Consider the following 20,919-nt stretch of genomic DNA (forward strand, 5'->3'; position numbering starts at 1 on the left):
GACCGGTGACGCTCACCTTGCGCCGGGACCGCGTCACCTGTCAAGGTGGTGACGTGACGTTCGTGTTCGTCAGCGGTGACCTCGCCCTCGACTTCGCCGGCACGCTCAAGTGGCGCCGCAGCGCCCCGGAGGAGCTCCTCGCCACCCCCGCGGACGCGGCCCGCTGGGCGGTGGCGGCGGGCGTGCTGACGTCCGCCCCGCAACTGTCCACAGTGGACCTAGAGGCGCTGGTCGCCCTGCGGGAGCAGGTCTACCGGCTCGTCACCGCGACGCTGGAGCGGCGGTCGTGGCCGGCGAGGGACCTGCGCGCGCTGAACGCGGCCGCCGCCGTCACACGGCCCGGGGTGAGCCTCACCACCGGCGGGATCCGCCGGGTGGGTGGGGCGGCGCAGGTCGGGGCGGCCGTGGCCGTCGCGGCGGTCGAGCTGCTCGGCGGGCCGGACCTGGCCCTGGTCCGGGAATGCGCGTTGCCGGAGTGCACCCGGTTGTTCGTCGACCGCTCCAGGGCCGGCAACCGCGCCTGGTGCGGCATGGAGGAGTGCGGCAACCGCGTCAAGGCCGCCGCCTACCGGGCCCGCCGCGGCGCCGGTCAGGGCAGCGCGGTTCAGGACAGCGCGGTTCGGCGCGGCGCCGGTCAGGCAGCGGGTGGGATCGCGGTGTCGGCGTCGCGCCAGGCGATACGGTCGTAGCCGAAGGCCAGGCACGCGTCGCGGATCCGGCCGGGCACCGTCTGTGCCTCCGCGCGCAGGACGAGTTCGCCGTCGACGTTGTACAGCGACAGCAGCACCGTCGGACCCGGCGGCGGGGGCTCGATGGGGATCTCGATGCGGGCGTGGCCGTGGGTGCTGATGAGCAGCGTGCCGGCCCAGTGCGGCCCGGGGTCGGCCGCGGGCACCCCGAACACGATGAGCCGCTGCAGGTGCCGGCCGTGCAGCAGGTCCAGGCGCAGCCGCTGGTGCCCGGCGCGCCGGTCCATGACGAGCGGGCCGAACGTCTCGCCCGGGCGCAGCACCGACGACCAGCCGGAGTCCATCTGGTAGGCGCAGCCGAGCACGAACCCCTCGTCCGGCGTCCAGGCCGCCTCGAAGGTCAGCGCGCCGATGCCGGACTGCAGCCGGTTCAGCTGCACCGACGGGCGGCGCGGCGACAGCACCGTCGGCGCGGAGGCACTGGTGCGCGGCGGGGTGAACGCCGGCGGGCCCGCCGCGGGTGCGGCAACCGCGGCCGCGGCGGCCGGTGGCGTGGTGAACGGTGGCGCGGAGAAGGGCACCGGGTCCTGGGTCGTCTCGCCGGACAGGTCCAGGGACGTGCCCCCGACGGACAGGTCCGGGGGTGTCCCGCGGTCCGGCAGGTCCAGGTCCAGGGACGTGTCTCCCGCGGGCGGTGGCGTACCGCTGCCGCTGGACAGATCCAGGGAGGTGTCGGCACCGGAGAGGTCGAGGGACGTGTCCGGCGGTGCCACGGGAACCGCCGGAACCACCGCGGGCGTGGGGGTTGTGGGGACCGCCGGGGCGGTGCGGGTCGCCGTCGCGGTCGCCCCGGCCGGGACCCGCCGGTGCCGGATCCACGACAGGTCGTCGGCGGTGGTGGTGGCGTGGACGGGGCCGCGGTGCCGCAGCCAGGACAGGTCTTCCGTGCCGCTCACAACCGGATCCCGTAGTCGGCGGCGAGGGCGGTGACGCCGCCCGCATATCCGTCGCCGAGGACCTTGAACTTCCAGCCGCCGCTGTGCCGGTACAGCTCGCCGAGCGCCAGGCCGGTCTCGGCGTCCAGGGCGGGCGCCAGGTTCTCCGAACGGATCAGCTCCGCGTTGCCGTCGAGGTTCAGCACCCTGATGACGCACGACTTCAACCGGCCGAGGGTGCGGCGCACCGCGGTGCCCTCGTTGACGTACATGACGACGACGATGCGCGTGACCTCGGCCGGCGCGGCGCGCAGGTCGACCTCGATCTGGTCGCGGTCCTCGCCGATGACCTCTCGCAGCTGCTGCACCGACAGGTCGGGCGAGGCGAGCTGGTTGAAGTACACGAAGTGCCGGTCGGACACTGCGTCACCGTCGCCGCGGCAGAGGATCGCGGCGACCACGATGTTGTCGACCAGGACCTGCTCGAGACCGGCGCTGAACTGCACCCCGAGCACGACCCCGCGAAGGTCGGGGATCTCCCGGGTGAGCGTGACGTTCGCCCCCCGCTTCATCTCCTTGACGGCCGCGCTCACGGGAGGTCCAGGTCGGAGCCGGAGAACTTGGTCCGCAGGAAGTTGCCCTGGGTGGCGAGGGCGTCACGGTCCTGGCCGCGCACGGCGACCAGGATGTTGGACGCGGCCTCCTGCAGCAGGTCGAGCTGCTCGAGGAGCTCAGGGACCGCGGCGGGCCGGTCGCGCATCGACGCCTCCAGAGTCAGGTAGCTGCGCAGGGTGGTCGGCAGGAAGTCCTCGACGGTGTTGCGGACCAGCAGGACGGCGTGGATGTCGAGGGGCCGGGTCGCCGAGGTGTCCAGGATCTCCCGGAGCGTGTCGGTGAGCCAGCGCGCCTTGACGACGGCGGACGCCGGCAGCCGGGACGCGTGCTGGTTGACGAAGTGCTCGGCGTCCACGATCCGCCGGCGGATCTGCTCCGGGTCGTTGACCTGGTCGCCAGTGGGTTCGGCGGCGGGAGCCGCGTCGTCGTCGGCGTCCCCCCACCATCGCAGCCAGCGCACGGGTGGGTCAGCCGGTCTGCTCGCCGCGCCGCGTGCGCTCGAGATACGGCGCGGCCCGCTGGATCTGGCCCTCCAGGGCTTGGACGGTCTGCGCCATCGAGTCGACCGCCTGCGCGCGGAACGTGTCGAGCGCGTCCATGGTGGCGAACACGTTGTCGAACGCGGCCTGCAGCTTGTTGATGTCGATGGTGGCCGACGCGGCCTGCTGGTTGATCGCCGCGCCCTGCGTCTTGAGCTGCTGGGACGTGGCCTCGATGAGGTTCGAGGTGACCGTGTTGAGCTGGGTGATCTGGTCCAGCACCAGCTTCTGCCGGGCCAGGGCCTGCGACACGATCACCGCGATGCGCAGCGCGGCGATGGTGGTCGTCTGCGCCCGGTCGACGCCGCGGATGAGCTCCAGGTTGTTGCGGCGGACCAGGTCAAGGGCCATGTAGCCCTGCACGTTGACCGCCATCTGGGTCATGATGTCCTGCCGGCGCTGCCGGACCGGGAACAGCGCGTCGGAGCGCAGGGTCGCGGCGGCCTCGGTCTGGCCGGCCGCCTCCAGGGCGTTGACCTTCGCCTCGATCGCGCTGTCGAGGGCCGCGGCGAGCTCGTTGTACTCGGCGAGGCGGCCCATCGTGGTCCACATGTTGACCTTTTCGGTCTCGATGGCCGCGTTGTCCTTGCGCAGGTCGTTCTGGCCGGAGTCCAGCGAGACGATGATCGCGTTGAGGTGTGACTGCGCCGACTTGTACTTGGCGAAATACCGGTCGATCTTGTCACCGCCGGGCAGCCACTTCAGGACCTTCTGCACCCCGGTCAGGTCGGCCCGGTTGGGGTCCAGGTCGGTGATCGTGGTGCGCAGGTCGATGAGGGTGTTGGCGACCCTGGTCTGGGCGTCGTCGGGGGTGCGGCCCCGGCCGCGGCCCAGGGCGGCGGCGGGACGCTCCAACATGCGGTTGGACATCCCGGCCGCCGCGCGCATGTCCTGCTCGCCCATCGACGTGATCGAGGTGACCTTCTTCTGGAAGGCCGGCGAGTTGGTGTCGATCGCGGCCAGCTCCTCGACGAAGGCGGCGGCCTTCTTGCGCAGCTCCACCTGCTTCTCGGACTGCACGGGCACCGCACCTGCCGCCTGAGCCGGCTCCACGACCACGACCGGAGCGGGAGGAGTCAGCACCAGCGCGCCCTGTTGCGGGGGGCCGCCGAGATCGAGTTCGGACATTCCAGGGACCCTCTCGTTCTGGTGCAGGTCAGCCGACGTTGACGCCGAAGTCGCGGGCGATCCCGGCCAGCCCGGAGGCATACCCCTGGCCGACGGCGCGGAACTTCCACTCGCCGTTGTGCCGGTAGAGCTCGCCGAAGATCATCGCGGTCTCCGAGGAGGCGTCCTCGGTGAGGTCATAGCGGGTGAGCTCGGCGCCACCGTCCTGGTTGACCACCCGGATGAAGGCGTTGCGGACCTGCCCGAAGTTCTGGCCGCGCTGGGGCGCCTCATAGATCGACACCGGGAACACGATCCGGTGGCACTCCGCCGGCACCTGGCCGAGCTGCACCAGGATCTTCTCGTCGTCACCGTCGCCGCCGCCGGTGAGGTTGTCGCCGGTGTGCTCGACCGACCCCTCCGGGCTCTTCAGGTTGTTGAAGAAGACGAAGTGCAGGTCGGAAAGGATCTTGCCGTTCTCGCCGAGCATGAGGGCGCTCGCGTCGAGGTCGAACTCGGCGCCGCTGGTGGACCGCTCATCCCAGCCGAGGCCGATCATCACCGCGCGAAGGTTCGGCGCCTGCTTGGTGAGCGAGACATTGCCGCCCTTGGTGAGGGTGACGGACATGGGAACTCTCCTCGCGCTCTCGTTGTGGTCGTCAACCATGTCCGATCGGCCTGTCGGATATATTCATCCGGCTGATCGACGACACCGGAGCCGCCTTCAAAGCTAGCGCGCGTCCGGCTAGTGTCGAACATTGATCGAACAAGGCGGAGCCTACCGCAACGCTTCAAGCAGACGCGCCCGCACGAACGAGCGAACGTCGGCTTCTCCTGGCGGCCGGACGCTACTCTCGGGCGGGCACCATCATGATCAGCCGCCGGCGCCGCCTGACGCCGGGGGATCATCGGCAAAACATCGAATGACTGGAGATCGGTATGGGCATCAGCCTGACCAAAGGTGGCAACGTCTCACTGACCAAGCAGGCGGGTCCCGCCGGTCTGACGGCAGTGACCGTCGGCCTCGGTTGGGATGTCCGCACGACGACAGGCACCGAGTTCGACCTCGATGCGTCGGCGATTGCGACGAACGCCGAGGGCAAGGTCTTCTCCGACAAGCACTTCATCTTCTACGGCAACCTGGCGACCCCGGACGGCGCGATCCAGCACACCGGCGACAGCCTCACCGGTGAGGGCGGCGGCGACGACGAGCAGATCAAGGTCAACCTGGCCGCGCTGCCCGCCGAGATCGACAAGATCGTCTTCCCGGTGTCCATCTACGACGCAGACACCCGCTCGCAGTCCTTCGGGCAGGTCCGCAACGCCTTCATCCGCGTGTTCAACAGCGCCGACGACGTCGAACTCGCGCGGTACGATCTGAGCGAGGACGCCTCCACCGAGACCGCGATGGTGTTCGGCGAATTGTACCGCAATGGTGCCGAATGGAAGTTCCGCGCGGTCGGTCAGGGCTACGCATCCGGGCTGCGGGGCATCGCCGGGGACTTCGGCGTCAACGTCGGATAGTAAGGTCGGCGCACCCGCAACATCCAGATGAGTCCGAAACGGTGTGACAGATGTTCCTGAAGACATTCGGCTGGTCGCTGGGGGTCACCGCGGTGACACTCGCTGCCGCCTTCTTCCTAGGTGGGCCGTCCGCGTTCCTGATCGTCGCCATTCTGTGCGTCCTGGAGATCTCGGTGTCGTTCGACAACGCCGTGGTCAACGCGACCGTGCTGGGACGGATGAATCCCTGGTGGCAGCGGTTGTTCCTCACCGTGGGCGTCCTGATCGCCGTATTCGGCATGCGTCTGATCTTCCCGCTGCTGCTGGTCGGCGTCACCGCCCAGCTCAACCCGGTCGACGTCGTCCGGCTCGCCCTCGAGGGCGGGTCGGTCGACGAGCCCGGCACCTATGCCGCGCTGCTGCACGAGGCGCACCCGAGTATCGCCGCGTTCGGTGGCATGTTCCTGCTCGTGCTCTTCCTCGACTTCATCTTCGAGACCCGCGAGCACACCTGGCTGACCTGGCTGGAGAAGCCCCTTGCCAAGATCGGCAAGCTCGACCAGCTGTCGGTCGTGATCTCCCTGGCGATCCTCGTCGTCGCGGCGGAGACCCTGGCCAAGGACGTCGGCACGGTCATGGTGTCCGGCGTGCTCGGCATCGCCGTCTACATCCTGGTCAACAGCCTCGGTGAACTCTTCGAGAATGCTGGTGGCCTCGGCGATGAAGACGACGAGGACGAGGACGAGAAGGCCGCCGGGATACACGGCGACGCGGGCGACGTCGAGGCTTCCGTCAGCCGCACCGGCGGGCCGAACGCCGTCATCCAGGTGGCCGGCAAGGCCGCGTTCTTCCTGTTCCTCTACCTCGAGGTCCTCGACGCGTCGTTCTCCTTCGACGGCGTCATCGGCGCGTTCGCCATCAGCCAGAACATCTTCGTCATCGCCGCCGGCCTCGGCGTCGGTGCGATGTACATCCGGTCGCTGACGGTGTATCTGGTCCGCAAGGGCACCCTGAGCGAATACGTGTTCCTCGAGCACGGTGCGCACTGGGCGATCGGCGCCCTCGCCGCAATCCTTCTGGTCGGCATCAAGTACGAGGTGCCCGAGGTCGTCACCGGCCTGATCGGTGTCGGCTTCATCCTCGCCGCGTTCCTGTCCTCGGTGATCCTCAACCGGCGCAACAGCGCCGCTGAGGCCGCGGAGGAACGCGCCGAGAGCCTCGCCGGCCGCCCGTAACCCAACCCGCGTCCCCCGTCCGGGAAGGCAGGCAACGCCGTGACGAATCCGAACAACCCGGTCTCGCTGTCCAAGGTCACGCTGACCAAGGCAGCACCGGCGGTCTCGCTCGCCAAGCAGGGCGGGACCGCGGGCATCCTCCGGGTCAACCTCAACTGGGCACAGCCCGCCGCCAAGGGTGGACTGTTCAAGCGCAAGCCGCAGGGCATCGACCTGGACCTCGGCTGCCTCTACGAGTACAGCGACGGCTCCAAGGGGGTCGTGCAGGCGCTCGGCAACTCGCTGCGCGACGTGCACACCCTGGGCCGTGACCCGATCTGCCGCCTGGACGGCGACGACCGCAGCGGCACCAACACCGGCGGCGAGAACCTGTTCGTCGACCTGCGGTACGCGGCGAACATCCGCCGGATCCTGGTGTTCGCGTTCATCTACGAGGGCACCCCGAACTGGGCCGCGGCCCAGGCCGTGGTGACCCTCTTCCCGGTCGCCGGCCCCCAGCTGGAGATCCACCTCGACGAGCCGGACCCGTCGGCCATGATGTGCGCGATCGCGATGATCGAGGGCAACGGCGCCGACGTGTCCGTCCGCCGCGAGGTCCGCTACGTCCGCGGTGGCCAGCGTCTGCTCGACGAGACCTACGGCTGGGGCATGAACTGGGCGGCCGGCCGAAAATGACAGCGTTGTCGACTTTCTGGAAGGCGCACGTATGGGTGTGAGTCTGAGCAAGGGCCAGTCCGTCTCGCTCGTCAAGGGCGGCGGCGGCACGCTCACCAAGGTCCGCATGGGCCTCGGCTGGGACGCGATGAAGAAGAAGGGCCTGTTCGGCGGGCTGAAGACCCAGTCGATCGACCTGGACGCGTCCTGCCTGCTGTTCGACAGCGCCAAGGCGCTCGTCGACCAGGTGTGGTTCCGGCAGCTGCGCAGCACCGACGGTGCCGTCCAGCACACCGGCGACAACACCACCGGCGCGGGCGAGGGCGACGACGAGAGCATCATCGTCGACCTGGTCGCGCTGTCGCTGAACGTCAGCACGCTGGTGTTCGTGGTCAACTCGTTCACCGGCCAGAGCTTCGCCCAGATCGAGAACGCGTATTGCCGCCTCATCGACGAGACGAACGGCGCCGAGCTGGCCCGCTTCGACCTCAGCGGCTCCGGCCCGCACACGGCGCAGGTCATGTGCAAGCTGACCCGCGACCAGCAGGGCTGGACGATGACCGCGATCGGCACCCAGGCCTCCGGACGCACGTTCCGCGACCTGCTGCCGGCCGTCAACACCCACCTCTGATCCCGCGCACCCCGCGCCCGCCCCGCCGGTTTCTCCGGCGGGGACCGGGCGCGGTCGTGTTTCTCCGGGCCGATGACCGGGGCCGATAACGAGTGGATCGCGCCTGCGCCGGGCGCCTACGATCCCGGGCATGGCGAAGGGGCGCGGCACCGGCAGTCTGCGTCCCGTCCAGGACGTCGTGTCCAGGATCCGGTTCGACGCCGCGCTGGACGCCACCCGGTTCGTCGTCGGCTACGAGGAGCGGGGCGCCGGGATCCGGGAGTCACCGCTGCCGCTGTTCGTCGCCGGCGGGGACGTGCCGTGGCACCGGGTCCGATACGTCAAGGCCGGCGACCTCACCGTCTGGGACCGCCATGCTCGGGTCGACCTGGTCTTCGGCACCGGCGACACACCGGCCGCCGACCTGACCGCGATCGGGGCCGCGGACCCCGGGCCGCGGCCCGCGGCGAAGGCCGCGCAACGCACGGGACGGCAGATCGCCTTCGACCCGGCGGCGTGCCTGCGGTTCGACCCCGCGGCCGGCGCGTGGGTGCCGGCCGGCCCGCCCGGGGACGTGCGGGTCGACGCGGTGCAGGTGGCGACGTTCAACGTGCTGTCCGACGCGTATGACCGCGACCTCACCTACCCGGACCAGCGGGTCCCCGCCTGCGTCGAGGTCCTGCAAGGGCTCGGCGCCGACGTCGTCGCGCTGCACGAGGTGACGCCGGCGCTGTGGGACACGCTGCTGGCGGCGGCGTGGGTGCGGGCCGGATACCACGTGTCCGTGGGGCCGGACCCGGCGGCGGGCTACGGCACCGTCCTGCTCGCCCGCTGGCCCCTGGCCATCGAGGTGCACCGGCTCAGCGCATACAAGCGGACGGTCCTCGGCCTGCTGGACCTGAACGGGCGGCGGGTCGGGTTCGTCGCCGCGCACCTCACCAGCGACCACACCGCCGGCGCCGAGCAGCGCCGGGAACACCAGCTGCGCATCATCGACGAGCGGCTCGGCCGTGGCGACCTCGACGGCGCCGTCGTCCTGGCCGACCTCAACTTCGGCGACGACGCCCGGCCCGACGTGGACGGGTACACCGACCCGTGGCGGGTGCTGCGCCCGCACGACGCCGGGTTCACATTCGACCCGGCGGTGAACCCGCTCGCGGCCCTCGCCTCGGTGACCGGCCGCCCCCGGCGGCTGGACCGGATCCTGGTCCGCGCCGGCACCCCCGGCGGGCTCGTCCCGCTCGCCGTCGAACGCTTCGCGGAGCACCCGTTCGACGGCGACCGCTTCGTGTCCGACCATTTCGGGGTCACCGCGCTGCTGCAGGACGCGGCACCGTCCACAGTGGTCACCACCGCGCCGGTGCACACGTCCGCGCTGGTGCTCCGGCCGCCGCCGGCCGTGTGGGCGCCGTTGCAGGCGATCCGCGCCGCGCACGACCCGTCCTTCCAGCGCTGGATGCCGCACGTGAACCTGGTGTACGGGTTCGTCCCCGAAGCCGGCTTCCCGGCCGCGGCGGCGGCGGTCCGCGAGGCCGTCGCCGGGCTCGGGCCGCTGCGGATCCGGCTCGAGACGTTCCGCACCTTCGAGCACCGCGGCAGCACCACCGTGTGGCTGGAGCCGGCCCCCACCGGCCCGCTGCGGGAGCTGCAGGCCCTGCTGGCGCAACGGTTTCCCGGCTGCGTGGAGCAGGACAGCCGCGGCGGGTTCACCCCGCACCTGACGGTCGCGAAGCTCACCGGGTCCGACGTCGCCGCGCGGGTACGCCAATGGCAGGCCGAATGGGTGCCCCTGGAGTTCACCGTCTCGTCCGTGGAGCTCATCAGCCGCCGTGACGGCGAGCCGTTCGCCGTCCGGGACAGCGTCGCCCTCGGCGGCGTGGCCGACGCGCATCCGGCGGTGGTGGCGCTGCCGGCGTGGAGCAGGCTGCCGTCGCCGGCGCACGGGGCCGCGCTGCACGCCGTCGCGGACGCCTGCGCGGCCGTCGACCCCGGCACGCGGCTGCACGTCGTCGGCTCGGTGCGGCTCGGGATCGCCGGCCCGGCGACGGACCTGGACCTGGTGTGGGCCACCGCCGCCCCGGACGCCCTCGCCGGGCTCGCCGGGCTGCTCGACGGCGCGCGCCTCGCCGGCAGCGTCGTCCCCGTCGTGCGGGCCACCGTCGGCGGGGTCGGCGTCGACGTGCAGCGCGTGCGCGCCGACCCCGGCGACCCAGCCCTGGACCTCGGCGCCCTCGACGACGCCGACCTGCGGGCCGTCCTCGCCGTCCGGGACGCCGACGCGTTGCCGGCCGCCGACGCCGGGTTCCGGGCGCTGCTCGGCGAGGTCCGGGCCTGGTCCCGGGACCGGCAGCTCGACGGCGCCGCCTGGGGGCTCGTCGGCGGGTTCAGCTGGGCGGTCCTGGTCGCGGAGGCCCGCGCGCACTACGTCACCGACCTGGCCGGGTTCCTGCGGCACTGCGCCGGGCACCCCCGGCGCCCGCGCCGCGGCGAACGGCACGCCTACTGGCCCGTGTACTCCCCGACCCCGCCCGGCATCAACACGACCCGCTCGATGACCCGGTCGACCGCGGCCGTGCTGCAGGAGGCCTTCGAGGGCGGCGGCTCCCGGTCCCACGAGCACCGCGTGCTGCTCGCCGGCGACGTGGAGGGCCGGGTGCTGGGCCTGATCCTCGCGCTGGAGGACGTGGGGGCACGGGTCCGGCCGTACCCACGAGCCGCCGCCCTCGGCGTCGACGGCGGCGACCCCGAGGTGCTGCGCGCCACGGTCGCCGCGTCCGAGCTGCCCGCGACGCTCGTCCGCGCCGCCTAGCCAGGGGTCACAGGGCTGCGGTCAGGGTGGCGATCACGGCGGCGGCGGGCCCGGTCGCCGCGTGCCGGTGGCCGGTGCCGGCCCACAGGTGGACGCGGTCGGTGTCGCCGGCGGCGGCCGCGGCCCGGCGCAGCGGGCCGGTGAGGTGGTGGATCTGCGGGTAGCCCAGCGGCGCGGTCGCGTCGTGCCGGTCGATGAACCCGTTGCGCAACGCCCGCGCCGGCCGCCCGGTGAACGCCCGCGTCACCACCGTGTCGTGCCCGCCGGCGGGACCCCCGCCGGAGGCGGCGGCCGACAGCGCGGCGGACAGTGCGGCGGTCAGGGCGGCGCGGTGCGGGGCGGAGGTGCCGGCCTCGTCGGTGCGCAGCAGCGCGGTGCCGACCATCGTGGCGGCCGCCCCGGCGTGCAACGCGGCGGCCACGTCCGCGCAGCTCGCGAGGCCGCCGGCGGCGACGACCGGCAGCGGCGTCACGGCCAGGACCGCCGCGACGAGCTCCGGCAGCGACGCCGCACCGAGCGGCTGCGAGGGGGTCAGCGTCGCGGAGTGCCCGCCGGCGGCGGACGCCTGTACGACGAGGGCGTCGACGCCGGCCTCGGCTGCCGCGAGGGCCTCGGCGGGGTTGGTGACGGTCTGCAGGACGAGCGTCCCCGCCCGGCGCAGCGCGGCGACGGTCGCGGCGGGCGGGACGCCGAACGTGAAGCTGACCGCCGGGACCGGGTCGGCGAGCAGCAGGTCCAGTTTCGCCGCCCAGTGGTCGTCGTCGGGGGCCGGCGGGAGGGCGGGGGACAGGCCGTACACGGCGAACTCGGGCCGCAGCTCCTCCAGGTACCGGTGCAGCGCGCCGGCGTCGGCCGGGGTGGGTGACGGGGCGAAGAGGTTGACGCCGAACCAGCCGCCGCCGGCGCGGACCTCGGCGACGCGGGCGGCGAGGTCGTCGGGCGCCAGGTAGCCGGCGGCGAGGAAGCCGCCGCCGCACGCGGCGAGGAGCGCGGGCGTGCCGGCGCCGCCGGCCATCGGCGCCGCGAGGACGGGACCGGGGAACTCGATGCGGGTCACAGGCCAATGTAACAACTTTCGTGACTACCGTGAGTTATGCAAGTCGTTGCACGGACGGATGGCGTTTTTGCACGACCACTGGTTAGACTGCGGGCGTGGTCACGAGACTGTCGAAGGTCGCGAAATACGCCGGCGTGAGCGAGGCGACGGTCAGCCGGGTGCTGCACGACAGGCCCGGCATCGCCGCCGCGACCAGGGATTCCGTGCTCACCGCGCTGGACGTGATGGGCTATCAGCGGCCGTTCCGGCACCGCAGCGAGATGGCCCGGCTGGTCGGCATGGTGCTGCCCGACTTGCACAACCCGATCTTCCCCGCGTACGCGGAGGCGATGGCGGGCGCGCTGTTTCGGCAGGGTCTCGTGCCGGTGCTGTGCACGCGCACGTCCGACGGCGTCTCCGAGGCGCACTACATCGAGATGCTCCTGGCCCGGCAGGTCGCGGGCATCGTGTTCGTCGCGGCCAGCTACGCCGACGCCGGCCCGGAGCAGGCCGCCGCGCTGCGGCAGCGCAAGCTGCCGATCATCCTGATCAACCCGGCGGACGAGAACCGGGACGTGCCCCGGGTCGGCGTCGACGACGCGATGGCCGTCGACCTGGCCCTGGCGCACCTGCAGAGCCTCGGCCACCAGCGCATAGGCGTCGTCGTCGGGCCCGCCGGGCACGTGCCCTCGGACCGCAAGGTCGCCGAGTTCCTGGCCCGCGTGAAGGGCCCGGCACGCAAGCTCGTCGCGCACACCCTGTTCTCGATGGAGGGCGGCCAGGCGGCCACGAACGGGCTGCTCGCGCAGGGTGCGACGGCGGTCGTGTGCGCCAGCGACGCCCTGGCGCTCGGCGCCATCCGGGCAGCCCGCAAGCAGGGCCTGGACGTGCCCCGCGACCTGTCCGTCATCGGGTTCGACGACTCGACCTACATGGCCTACACCGACCCGCCGCTGACCACGCTGCGGCAGCCGATCGAGACCATCGGCGCGGCCGCGGTCGCGTCCCTCGTCGCCCAGATCGACGGGCGCAAGGTTGCCCTCGACGAGCAGCTCTACGACCCGGAGCTCATCGTCCGCGACTCCACGGGACCGGTGAAAAAGAGCCTCTGACCTGCGCATACAACTGCATTTGCAAGGCTACGCAAGCGAAGCAGCTACTTCTTGCACTGGATTGCAAGAAGCTATGGACTTTCTGATGTCGATGGTCCTACTCTCGTCTCCACGCGCCGTTCACAGCGGCGCGGCCCTCACACGTCGTGAGCAAGAAGCCACACCCCTCGGGTCCGCTACCCGATCTTTTGGCTCGTGGAGAGAGAGGCACCATGAAGCACCTGCGCGGCGCCCTGAGCGTGACGCTGTGCGCGTCACTGCTCTTGGCCGCATGTGGCGATGCGAACGAACCTTCGGACGCGGCCGGCGGTCCCGTCACGATCACCGTCAACGGCATGCCCGCCGCCACCGACGAGTACAACCGCGCCAACTTCGAGAAGGACATCAAGGACTTCGAGGCGAAGCACCCGAACGTCAAGATCGACGCCAAAGAGGGTCAGATGGACCCGAAGACGTTCAGCGCGAAACTGGCCGGCGGCCAGCTCGAGGACGTCTTCTACGTCTACTTCACCGACCCGCAGAACCTGATCGCGAAGAAGCAGGTCTCCGACATCACGCCGTATCTCGGTGAGGTGCCGGCGATCAAGGACGTCCGCCCCGTCCTCATGCAGGTCTTCAGCGACAGCAAGGGCAAGGTCTACGGCCTGCCGTCGGCCAACTACTCCCTCGGCCTGATCTACAACCGCAACCTGTTCCAGCAGGCGGGTCTGGACCCCGACAAGCCGCCGACGACGTGGGCCGACGTCCGCGAGGCCGCGAAGAAGATCACCGCGCTCGGCAACGGCATCACCGGTTACGGCGACTACAGCAAGAACAACACCGGCGGCTGGCACTTCACCGCCGAGCTCTACTCCATCGGTGGCGAGGTCGCGGTCAAGGACGGCGACACGTACAAGGCCGCCTTCAACAACGCGCAGGGCAGGCAGGTCCTGCAGCAGCTCAAGGACATGCGCTTCACCGACCGGTCGATGGCGGAGAAGCAGGCCCTCGAATACGCCGACCTGCTGACCCAGATGGCCGCCGGCAAGCTCGGCATGTTCATCGGCGGCACCGGCGACCTGCCCAACATCGTCAACCAGTACAAGGGCAAGTACGAGGACTACGGCCTCGGCGTCATCCCCGACGGCAAGGCCACCCTCGGCGGCGGCGACGGGTACATGTTCAAGGCCGGCCTGTCCCCGGCGAAGATCAAGGCGGGCCTGCAGTGGCTCGCGTTCCGCAAGCTCGACCCGGACCGCGTCGATGCCGACAAGGCCCTCGACAAGCAGAAGAACCAGCCGGTCGGCATCCCGGAGCCCAACATCTGGACCGGCGCGTCGGAGCAGAAGCTCATCGCGGCCAACACCAAGTACGCCAACGTGCCCGCCGCCAACTACGCGCCGTTCAACAAGGCCGGCGCCGGCATCCCGCTGAAGGTCGAGCCGCCGGCCGCGCAGCAGTGCTACGCCGCGCTGGACACCGCGATGCTGAAGGTCCTCACCGACCCGAACGCGAACATCGACCAGCTGCTCAAGGACGCCGAGACCCAGGTCAACCAGATCCTGTCGACAGTCAAGTAACGATGGTGACGATCACCCCCACCCGTCCCGCGCGGCCCCTGCACCAGGGGGCCGCGCGGAGCGGAAGGACGAAGCGCCGGATCGCCGACAACGCCACCGCCTATGCGTTCCTGGCGGCGGGCCTGCTCTGCTTCGGGCTGTTCAGCTGGTGGCCGCTCATCAAGGGCATCATCCTGGCGTTCCAGCAGGACAACTTCGTCACCGAGCCGGAATGGGTCGGCCTGGACAACTTCCGGGCCGTGCTGGACGACCCGCTGTTCTGGACGGCGTGGAAGAACACGGCGATGTTCACCGCCCTCGCCCTCGTCTTCGGTTACCTGGTGCCGTTCGGGGTCGCGATCGTCATCCACGAGCTGCGGCACCTGAAGGGGTTCTTCCGGTTCGCCGTCTACCTGCCGGTGATGCTCCCGCCGATCGTCACCGTCATCCTGTGGCAGTACTTCTACGACCCCGGCAACGGCCTGTTCAACGCGATCCTGTCAACGCTGCACCTGCCGGAGTCCGGTTGGACCCAGTCACCGCGGATGGTGATGGTGTCCCTCGTCCTGGTCAGCACCTGGGCCAACATGGGCGGCGCCACCATCATGTACCTGGCGGGCCTGGCCAGCATCCCCGGCGAGCTGTACGAGGCCGCGGAGCTGGACGGCGCGAGCGTGTGGCGCCGCATCCGGCACGTGACGCTGCCGCAGATGCGGTTCCTGCTCCTGGTGCTGCTCCTGCTGCAGATCGTCGCCACGATGCAGGTCTTCATCGAGCCCTACCAGCTGACCGGCACCACCAACCCGGACTCGATCACCGTCATGGTGCTCATCTACCGCTACGCGTTCACCGTCAACAACGACTTCGGGATGGCCGCCGCGATGAGCGTGCTGCTGTTCGTCGTGCTGGGCGCGTTCTCCGCCGTGTACCTGCGACTCACCCGGAGGGCGTCGTGAGCGAGCGTTCCCTGATCTCCGGCAGCGAACTGCGCCGCCACCCGGTGCTGTACCGGATCGTGCTGTGGTCGCTCGCGGTGCTCTTCGTCGCGCTGTTCGTGTTCCCGCTCTACTGGATGGTCACCGGCGCGGTGAAGACACCCGTCGAGCTCGCCCAGCCGACGCCGACGCTGGTGCCGCACAGCTGGCACCCGGAGACGTACCTCGACGCGTGGCGGAAGCTCGAGATCGGCCGCTACCTGCTCAACACCGCGTTCTACGCGGTCGGCGGCTGGCTGTTCCAGCTCACCGTTGACGTCGCCGCCGCCTATGCCCTGTCGAAGCTGCGGCCGCGCCTCGGCAAGCTGATCCTCGGCGGCATGCTCGCCAGCCTGATGCTGCCCGCCGCGGCGCTACTGGTGCCCAGCTACCTCACCGTCGCCGACGTGCCGCTGCTGCACCTGAACCTGCTCAACACCCCATGGGCGCTGTGGCTGCCGGGCGCCGCCAACGCCTTCAACATCTACGTCCTGAAACGCTTCTTCGACCAGATCCCCGACGAGCTGCTCGACTCCGCCGGCATCGACGGCGCCGGCCGGCTGCGCATGCTCTGGCACGTGGTGCTGCCACTGTCCCGCCCGGTCCTCGCCGTGGTCTCGATCTTCGCGATCATCGGCGCCTGGAAGGACTTCCTGTGGCCGCTGCTCGTGCTGCCCGACCCGGGCGCCCAGACGATCAGCGTCGCGCTGAGCCGCCTGGCGTTCAACGGCTACGTGACTCCCAACGAGATGTTCGCGGGGCTCGCCATCGCCAGCATCCCGATGGTGGTCGTGTTCGCCGTCTTCCAACGCAGCATCTTGAGCGGCCTGTCCGCGGGCGCGCTCAAAGGCTGATAACACCCCATTTTCACCCCTGAAGGAGATCGGTTCGATGCTCCGACGATCCCGCCTGCTCGCGATCGGGGCCGCCACCCTGGTCGCGGCGGCCTCCACCATCCTGGTCGCGACCCTGAACGCGGAAGCGGCCACCACCACCTACCAGGCCGAGTCGGCCGCACTGAGCGGTGGCGCCGCCACGGCCACCGACCACAGTGGATACACCGGCTCCGGTTTCGTCGGCGGCTACGTCGACGGCAACAAGGGCAACGCCGCCACCACGTTCAGCGTCAGCGTCGTCGGTACCGCGCAACGCACGCTGACGCTGCGCTACGCCAACGGCACGGGCTCCGCCAAGACCCTGTCGTTGTACGTCAACGGTTCCCGCATCACCCAGGTCACCCTGAACGCGACCGCCAACTGGGACAGCTGGGCCACCCGCGTCGACACCGTGCCGTTGAACAACGGCGGCAACAGCGTCGCGTACCGCTTCGACGCCGCCGACTCCGGCAACGTGAACCTCGACAGTCTCGTCGTCGCCGACGTCCCGGCGCCGCCGGCCGGCACGTACGAGGCCGAGTCCGCCGCGCTGTCCGGCGGCACGGTCGTCGCCACCGACCACAGTGGATACTCCGGGTCCGGTTTCGTCGGCGGCTACACCGACGGCAACCGGGGCAACGCGGCCACGACGTTCACCGTCAGCCGCTCCGGTGCGGGCTCGTCGTCGCTGACCCTGCGCTACGCCAACGGCACAGGGTCGGCGATGACGCTCTCGTTGTACGTCAACGGTTCCCGGCTCACCCAGGTGTCGCTGCCGGCGACCGCCAACTGGGACAGCTGGGCCACCCGCGTCGACACCGTGTCGTTGAACAACGGCGGCAACAGCGTCGCGTACCGCTTCGACACCGCCGACTCCGGCAACGTGAACCTCGACAACCTCGTCGTCGCCGCCGTGACCACGTCGCCGACCCCGTCGACGTCACCGTCCACGCCGCCGCCGTCCGGCGGGGCGGAGCTGGAGACCGCGTTCCTGTCCGGCGGCGCCACCGTCGCCACCGCGATCGGCGGCTACACCGGCACCGGCTACGCCACCGGTTTCACCGCCGCCGGCGCCCGGGTCATCCGGACCGTCAACGTCAGCGCCGCCGGCACCGCGGCCACCAGCCTGCGGTACACCAACAGCACCGGCAGCGCGAAGACCCTTTCGGTATACGCCAACGGCGTGAAGGCCGGGCAGCTGACCCTGGCCGCCGGCGGCGGCTGGCTCACCGCCACGCAGACCCTGCCGTTGCGGGCCGGGCTCAACCTGATCGGCTACCAGTACGACAGCGGCGACACCGGCAACGTCGCCCTCGACAACGTCGCCGTCGCCGGGTCCACCGCCCTCGCCGCGCGCGGCGCGACCGTCCCCTACACCGAGTACGAGGCGGAGAGCGGCAGCACCAACGGGGTCACGATCGGCCCGGACCGGGCCTACCTGACCGTGGCCGCGGAGGCGTCCGGGCGCCGGGCGGTCCGCCTCGACAACGCCGGCAAGTACGTGCAGTTCACCCTCACCAAACCGGCCAGCTCCCTGGTCGTGCGGGCGTCCGTGCCCGACAACGCGGCCGGCACCGGCACCAGCGCGAACCTCGCCGTCTACGCCGGTGGCGCCAAGGTCAAGGACCTGCCGGTCAGCTCCACCTACAGCTGGGTGTACGGCGCCTACCCGTACAACAACAACCCCGCCGGTGGGGAGCCGCACCGGTTCTTCGACGAGTTCCGCACCACGCTGCCCAGCTACCCGGCCGGCACGGTGCTGAAGCTGCAGAACGACGGCGGCACCCCGATCACCGTCGACCTCGTCGACACCGAGGTCGTCGCGCCGGCGCTGACCGCACCCGCGAACGCGCTGTCCATCACCGACTACGGCGCGGTCTCTGGCGGCGGCGACGACACCGGCGCCTTCAACACCGCGGTCGCGGCCGCGAGGTCGCAGGGCCGCACCCTGTGGCTGCCGGCCGGCACCTGGGACATCACGTCCCGCATCAACGTCGACCACGTCACCGTCCGCGGCGCCGGGCAGTGGCACACCACGATCCGCGGCGCGAACGGCAAGGGCGGCTTCTTCGCCACCGGCGCGGGCGTGCAGCTCGCCGACTTCACGATCGCCGGCGACGTCCGGTACCGCGACGACACGAACTTCGACGCGGCCCTGGAAGGCAACTTCGGCACGGGTTCGCTGCTGCACAACCTGTGGATCGAGCACACCAAGGTCGGGCTGTGGGCGTCCAGCGGCACCGACGGCCTGTACGTCGCCGGGGTCCGCATCCGGGACACGTTCGCCGACGGCGTCAACCTCAACGGCGACCTGCGCAACACCCGCGTCGAGCAGAGCGTCCTGCGCAACACCGGCGACGACGCCCTCGCCATGTGGTCGAACTCGGCTCCGGTGACCAACACCGCGTTCACGTTCAACACCGCCGCTCTGCCGATGCTCGCCAACACGGCGGCCATCTACGGCGGCAACGGCAACCGGATCGAGGACAACCTGTTCTCCGACACGGTGTACGCCTCCGCCGGCATCGCCATCAGTACCTGGCACGGTGCGCAGCCGTTCGCCGGCACGACCAGCGTGCAGCGCAACACGCTGACCCGCACCGGCGGCTACGAACGCAACTGGGGCAGCTCGATGGGTGGGCTGTGGCTGTACGCCGAGGCCCGCGACATCACCGCGCCGGTCCTGGTGAAGGACGTCGACATCCTCGACAGCACCTACCAGGGGCTGCTGATGACGTGGCAGCGCACCATCTCCGGGGTCACCTTCGATCACGTGCGGATCGCCGGCGCCGGCACGTATGGCATCGAGATCTCGGCCGCGGGTTCGTCCACCTTCAACTACGTCACCGTCAGCGGCGCGTCGTCGGGCGGCCTGTTGAACAACACCGGCTACACGCTCGTGCGTGGCCCCGGCAACAGCGGCTTCTAAACCCTTACCAACAACGAGAAAGCGGGGACCTCCAGTGTCCACAGCAGACACCCGATGGTGGCGCGACGCGGCCATCTACCAGATCTATCCGCGCAGCTTCGCCGACGACAACGGCGACGGCGTGGGCGACCTGGCCGGGGTCCGGGCCCGCCTCGGGTATCTGCGGGACCTGGGGGTCGACGCGATCTGGTTCAGCCCGTGGTTCCCGTCGCCGATGGCCGACGCCGGCTACGACGTCGCCGACTACCGCGACATCGACCCGTCCTTCGGCACCCTCGACGAGGCCGCGGCGCTGATCGCCGAGGCACACGACCTCGGCATCCGGATCATCATCGACATCGTGCCGAACCACACCTCGACCGCGCACGCCTGGTTCCAGCGGGCCCTGGTGGATCCCTCCTATCGGGACCGGTTCTGGTTCCGGGACGGCAGGGGCGACCTCCCCCCGAACGACTGGGGGTCCATCTTCGGCGGGCCCGCCTGGACCCGGGTCGCCGACGGGCAGTGGTACCTGCACCTGTTCGACGCCGGCCAGCCCGACTTCAACTGGGACAACCCCGTCGTCCGCGAGGAGTTCGAGGACGTCCTGCGGTTCTGGTTCGACCGGGGCGTCGACGGCATCCGGATCGACTCGGCGGCCATGGTGGTCAAGGACCCGGCACTGCCCGACTTCGACCCCGCGTCGCCGCCGGACCCGCACCCGTGGAACGACCGCGACGAGCTGCACGACGTGTACCGCGGCTGGCGCCGGGTCGCCGACGGCTACCAGCCGGGCCGCGCCCTCATCGGCGAGGTCTGGCTCGCCGACCCGCACCGCTTCGCCATGTACCTGCGCCCCGACGAGCTGCACGCGGCGTTCAACTTCGACTTCCTCGGCTGCCCGTGGGACGCCAAGGCGCTGCGCCGGTGCGTCGACGAGACCCTCGACGCGCACGCCACCGTCGGCGCACCCGCCACCTGGGTGCTGTCCAACCACGACGTGACCCGGCACGTCACCCGCTACGGCCGCACGGAGACCGGCTTCGACCACCACCTGCGCCAGACCCGCCACCTCGCCCCGACGGACCTGGCGCTCGGCACCCGCCGGGCCCGCGCCGCCGCCCTGCTCACCATGGCACTGCCCGGCGCCGTCTACCTGTACCAGGGCGAAGAGCTCGGCCTGCCCGAGGTCGAGGACCTGCCGGCGGCGGCGCGACAGGACCCGATCTTCGCCCGGACCGGCGGTGCCGACCCCGGCCGCGACGGCTGCCGCGTGCCGCTGCCCTGGTCCGGGACGGCGCCACCCTACGGCGCCGCCGCCCCCGGCTGGCTCCCGCAGCCGGACGGCTGGGCACAGTGGACGGTCGAGGCGGAGGCGGGCGACCCGTCGTCGATGCTCAGCCTGTACCGGCGGGCTCTGGCGCTGCGCCGCACCGAACCCGGCCTCGGCGACGGCCCGATGGCATGGCTCGACGCGCCGGCCGACGTCCTGGCGTTCACCCGCGAGGGTGGCTTCGCATGTGTCGTCAACCTGTCCGGTGGCCCGGTGGACCTGCCCGCCGGTGTGGTGCTGCTCGCCAGCGGCCCCCTCGACGGCGGCCTGCTGCCGGCCGACACCTCCGCCTGGCTGCGCGTTTCCTGATCGAGCGGCGGGGGGGGGGGCCGGGCCCCCCCCCCCCCCCCCCCCCCCCGGCCGGGGGGGGCGGGGGCATTAAGTGCCCGGGCGGGCCGGGGCGGGGGCGTGCGGTCAAAGTGTGGGGGAGGGGGCGCGGTTTGGCAC

The 20,919-nt window shown here is 71.1% G+C and carries 18 protein-coding genes; 12 read left to right on the forward strand and 6 right to left on the reverse strand.

The window, feature by feature from the left end; all coding sequences use genetic code 11:
• Positions 1–53: 53 nt before the first annotated feature.
• Positions 54–689, forward strand: a complete 636-nt coding sequence (locus tag AB0K00_RS15945; RefSeq protein ID WP_363521092.1) for an ABATE domain-containing protein — start codon at positions 54–56, stop codon at positions 687–689.
• Here AB0K00_RS15945 and AB0K00_RS15950 read toward each other — a convergent pair.
• The 5 genes from AB0K00_RS15950 to AB0K00_RS15970 are packed head-to-tail and all read right to left on the reverse strand — an operon-like array spanning position 635 to position 4,513.
• Positions 635–1,645 (reverse strand): hypothetical protein, encoded by a 1,011-nt coding sequence (locus AB0K00_RS15950; protein ID WP_363521094.1) that lies wholly within the window; start codon positions 1,643–1,645, stop codon positions 635–637. The two genes, AB0K00_RS15945 and AB0K00_RS15950, sit on opposite strands and share 55 nt — an antisense overlap.
• The gene (locus AB0K00_RS15955; RefSeq protein ID WP_363521097.1) at positions 1,642–2,217 is read right to left on the reverse strand and encodes a TerD family protein; all 576 of its coding nucleotides are present in this window, start codon (positions 2,215–2,217) and stop codon (positions 1,642–1,644) included. Before AB0K00_RS15955 ends, AB0K00_RS15950 begins: the two co-directional genes overlap by 4 nt.
• Positions 2,214–2,699: a hypothetical protein gene (locus AB0K00_RS15960; protein WP_363521099.1), complete on the reverse strand. Its 486-nt coding sequence runs from the start codon at positions 2,697–2,699 to the stop codon at positions 2,214–2,216. Before AB0K00_RS15960 ends, AB0K00_RS15955 begins: the two co-directional genes overlap by 4 nt.
• 7 nt (positions 2,700–2,706) lie before the next feature.
• Entirely contained in the window at positions 2,707–3,906 is a 1,200-nt protein-coding gene (locus AB0K00_RS15965) for a toxic anion resistance protein (RefSeq protein ID WP_363521102.1), read from the reverse strand.
• Positions 3,907–3,934: 28 nt separating this feature from the next.
• The gene (locus AB0K00_RS15970) at positions 3,935–4,513 is read right to left on the reverse strand and encodes a TerD family protein (protein WP_363521105.1); all 579 of its coding nucleotides are present in this window, start codon (positions 4,511–4,513) and stop codon (positions 3,935–3,937) included.
• 311 nt (positions 4,514–4,824) lie between these two features.
• Here AB0K00_RS15970 and AB0K00_RS15975 point away from each other — a divergent pair, with 311 nt between their 5' ends.
• The 5 genes from AB0K00_RS15975 (at position 4,825) to AB0K00_RS15995 (ending at position 10,696) form a co-directional block, all read left to right on the forward strand.
• Positions 4,825–5,409, forward strand: a complete 585-nt coding sequence (locus AB0K00_RS15975; protein ID WP_363521108.1) for a TerD family protein — start codon at positions 4,825–4,827, stop codon at positions 5,407–5,409.
• Positions 5,410–5,459: 50 nt separating this feature from the next.
• Positions 5,460–6,623 (forward strand): DUF475 domain-containing protein, encoded by a 1,164-nt coding sequence (locus AB0K00_RS15980; protein WP_363521111.1) that lies wholly within the window; start codon positions 5,460–5,462, stop codon positions 6,621–6,623.
• Between the two features lie 39 nt (positions 6,624–6,662).
• Complete coding sequence (locus AB0K00_RS15985) at positions 6,663–7,298, forward strand: hypothetical protein (RefSeq protein ID WP_363521114.1); 636 nt, start codon at positions 6,663–6,665, stop codon at positions 7,296–7,298.
• Positions 7,299–7,329: 31 nt separating this feature from the next.
• A complete protein-coding gene (locus tag AB0K00_RS15990) occupies positions 7,330–7,908 on the forward strand; it encodes a TerD family protein (protein ID WP_363521117.1) in 579 nt (192 codons plus the stop codon).
• 130 nt (positions 7,909–8,038) lie between these two features.
• Positions 8,039–10,696 carry an RNA repair domain-containing protein gene (locus tag AB0K00_RS15995; protein ID WP_363521120.1) on the forward strand — a complete coding sequence of 886 codons (2,658 nt, stop codon included), beginning with the start codon at positions 8,039–8,041 and terminating at the stop codon, positions 10,694–10,696.
• Between the two features lie 7 nt (positions 10,697–10,703).
• Here AB0K00_RS15995 and AB0K00_RS16000 read toward each other — a convergent pair whose 3' ends face one another.
• Positions 10,704–11,753, reverse strand: coding sequence for a nitronate monooxygenase (locus AB0K00_RS16000; protein WP_363521122.1), 1,050 nt, complete (start codon positions 11,751–11,753; stop codon positions 10,704–10,706).
• A 95-nt stretch (positions 11,754–11,848) separates the two neighbouring features.
• On the opposite strand from AB0K00_RS16000, the gene AB0K00_RS16005 reads away from it, so the two are divergent.
• The 6 genes from AB0K00_RS16005 to AB0K00_RS16030 all read left to right on the forward strand — a co-directional run bounded on the left by AB0K00_RS16005 (position 11,849) and on the right by AB0K00_RS16030 (position 20,781).
• A complete protein-coding gene (locus AB0K00_RS16005) occupies positions 11,849–12,844 on the forward strand; it encodes a LacI family DNA-binding transcriptional regulator (protein WP_363521124.1) in 996 nt (331 codons plus the stop codon).
• Between the two features lie 212 nt (positions 12,845–13,056).
• The gene (locus AB0K00_RS16010) at positions 13,057–14,403 is read left to right on the forward strand and encodes an extracellular solute-binding protein (protein WP_363521127.1); all 1,347 of its coding nucleotides are present in this window, start codon (positions 13,057–13,059) and stop codon (positions 14,401–14,403) included.
• A 2-nt stretch (positions 14,404–14,405) separates the two neighbouring features.
• A complete protein-coding gene (locus AB0K00_RS16015) occupies positions 14,406–15,338 on the forward strand; it encodes a sugar ABC transporter permease (protein WP_363521130.1) in 933 nt (310 codons plus the stop codon).
• A complete protein-coding gene (locus tag AB0K00_RS16020) occupies positions 15,335–16,210 on the forward strand; it encodes a carbohydrate ABC transporter permease (RefSeq protein WP_363521133.1) in 876 nt (291 codons plus the stop codon). Before AB0K00_RS16015 ends, AB0K00_RS16020 begins: the two co-directional genes overlap by 4 nt.
• A 37-nt stretch (positions 16,211–16,247) precedes the next feature.
• Positions 16,248–19,160, forward strand: a complete 2,913-nt coding sequence (locus AB0K00_RS16025; protein WP_363521135.1) for a CBM35 domain-containing protein — start codon at positions 16,248–16,250, stop codon at positions 19,158–19,160.
• A gap of 34 nt (positions 19,161–19,194) precedes the next feature.
• A complete protein-coding gene (locus AB0K00_RS16030) occupies positions 19,195–20,781 on the forward strand; it encodes a glycoside hydrolase family 13 protein (RefSeq protein ID WP_363521138.1) in 1,587 nt (528 codons plus the stop codon).
• Positions 20,782–20,919 lie beyond the last annotated feature (138 nt).

This window comes from Dactylosporangium sp. NPDC049525 (assembly GCF_040676755.1).
Lineage (GTDB): Bacteria > Actinomycetota > Actinomycetes > Mycobacteriales > Micromonosporaceae > Dactylosporangium.

Excerpts from the sequence above, each read along its gene's own strand:
- AB0K00_RS15965 (WP_363521102.1), bottom strand. The coding sequence starts at position 3,906 with ATGTCCGAACTCGATCTCGGCGGCCCCCCGCAACAGGGCGCGCTGGTG.
- AB0K00_RS15970 (WP_363521105.1), bottom strand. The coding sequence starts at position 4,513 with ATGTCCGTCACCCTCACCAAGGGCGGCAATGTCTCGCTCACCAAGCAG.
- AB0K00_RS15975 (WP_363521108.1), top strand. The coding sequence starts at position 4,825 with ATGGGCATCAGCCTGACCAAAGGTGGCAACGTCTCACTGACCAAGCAG.
- AB0K00_RS15980 (WP_363521111.1), top strand. The coding sequence starts at position 5,460 with ATGTTCCTGAAGACATTCGGCTGGTCGCTGGGGGTCACCGCGGTGACA.
- AB0K00_RS15990 (WP_363521117.1), top strand. The coding sequence starts at position 7,330 with ATGGGTGTGAGTCTGAGCAAGGGCCAGTCCGTCTCGCTCGTCAAGGGC.
- AB0K00_RS15995 (WP_363521120.1), top strand. The coding sequence starts at position 8,039 with ATGGCGAAGGGGCGCGGCACCGGCAGTCTGCGTCCCGTCCAGGACGTC.
- AB0K00_RS16010 (WP_363521127.1), top strand. The coding sequence starts at position 13,057 with ATGAAGCACCTGCGCGGCGCCCTGAGCGTGACGCTGTGCGCGTCACTG.
- AB0K00_RS16015 (WP_363521130.1), top strand. The coding sequence starts at position 14,406 with ATGGTGACGATCACCCCCACCCGTCCCGCGCGGCCCCTGCACCAGGGG.
- AB0K00_RS16025 (WP_363521135.1), top strand. The coding sequence starts at position 16,248 with ATGCTCCGACGATCCCGCCTGCTCGCGATCGGGGCCGCCACCCTGGTC.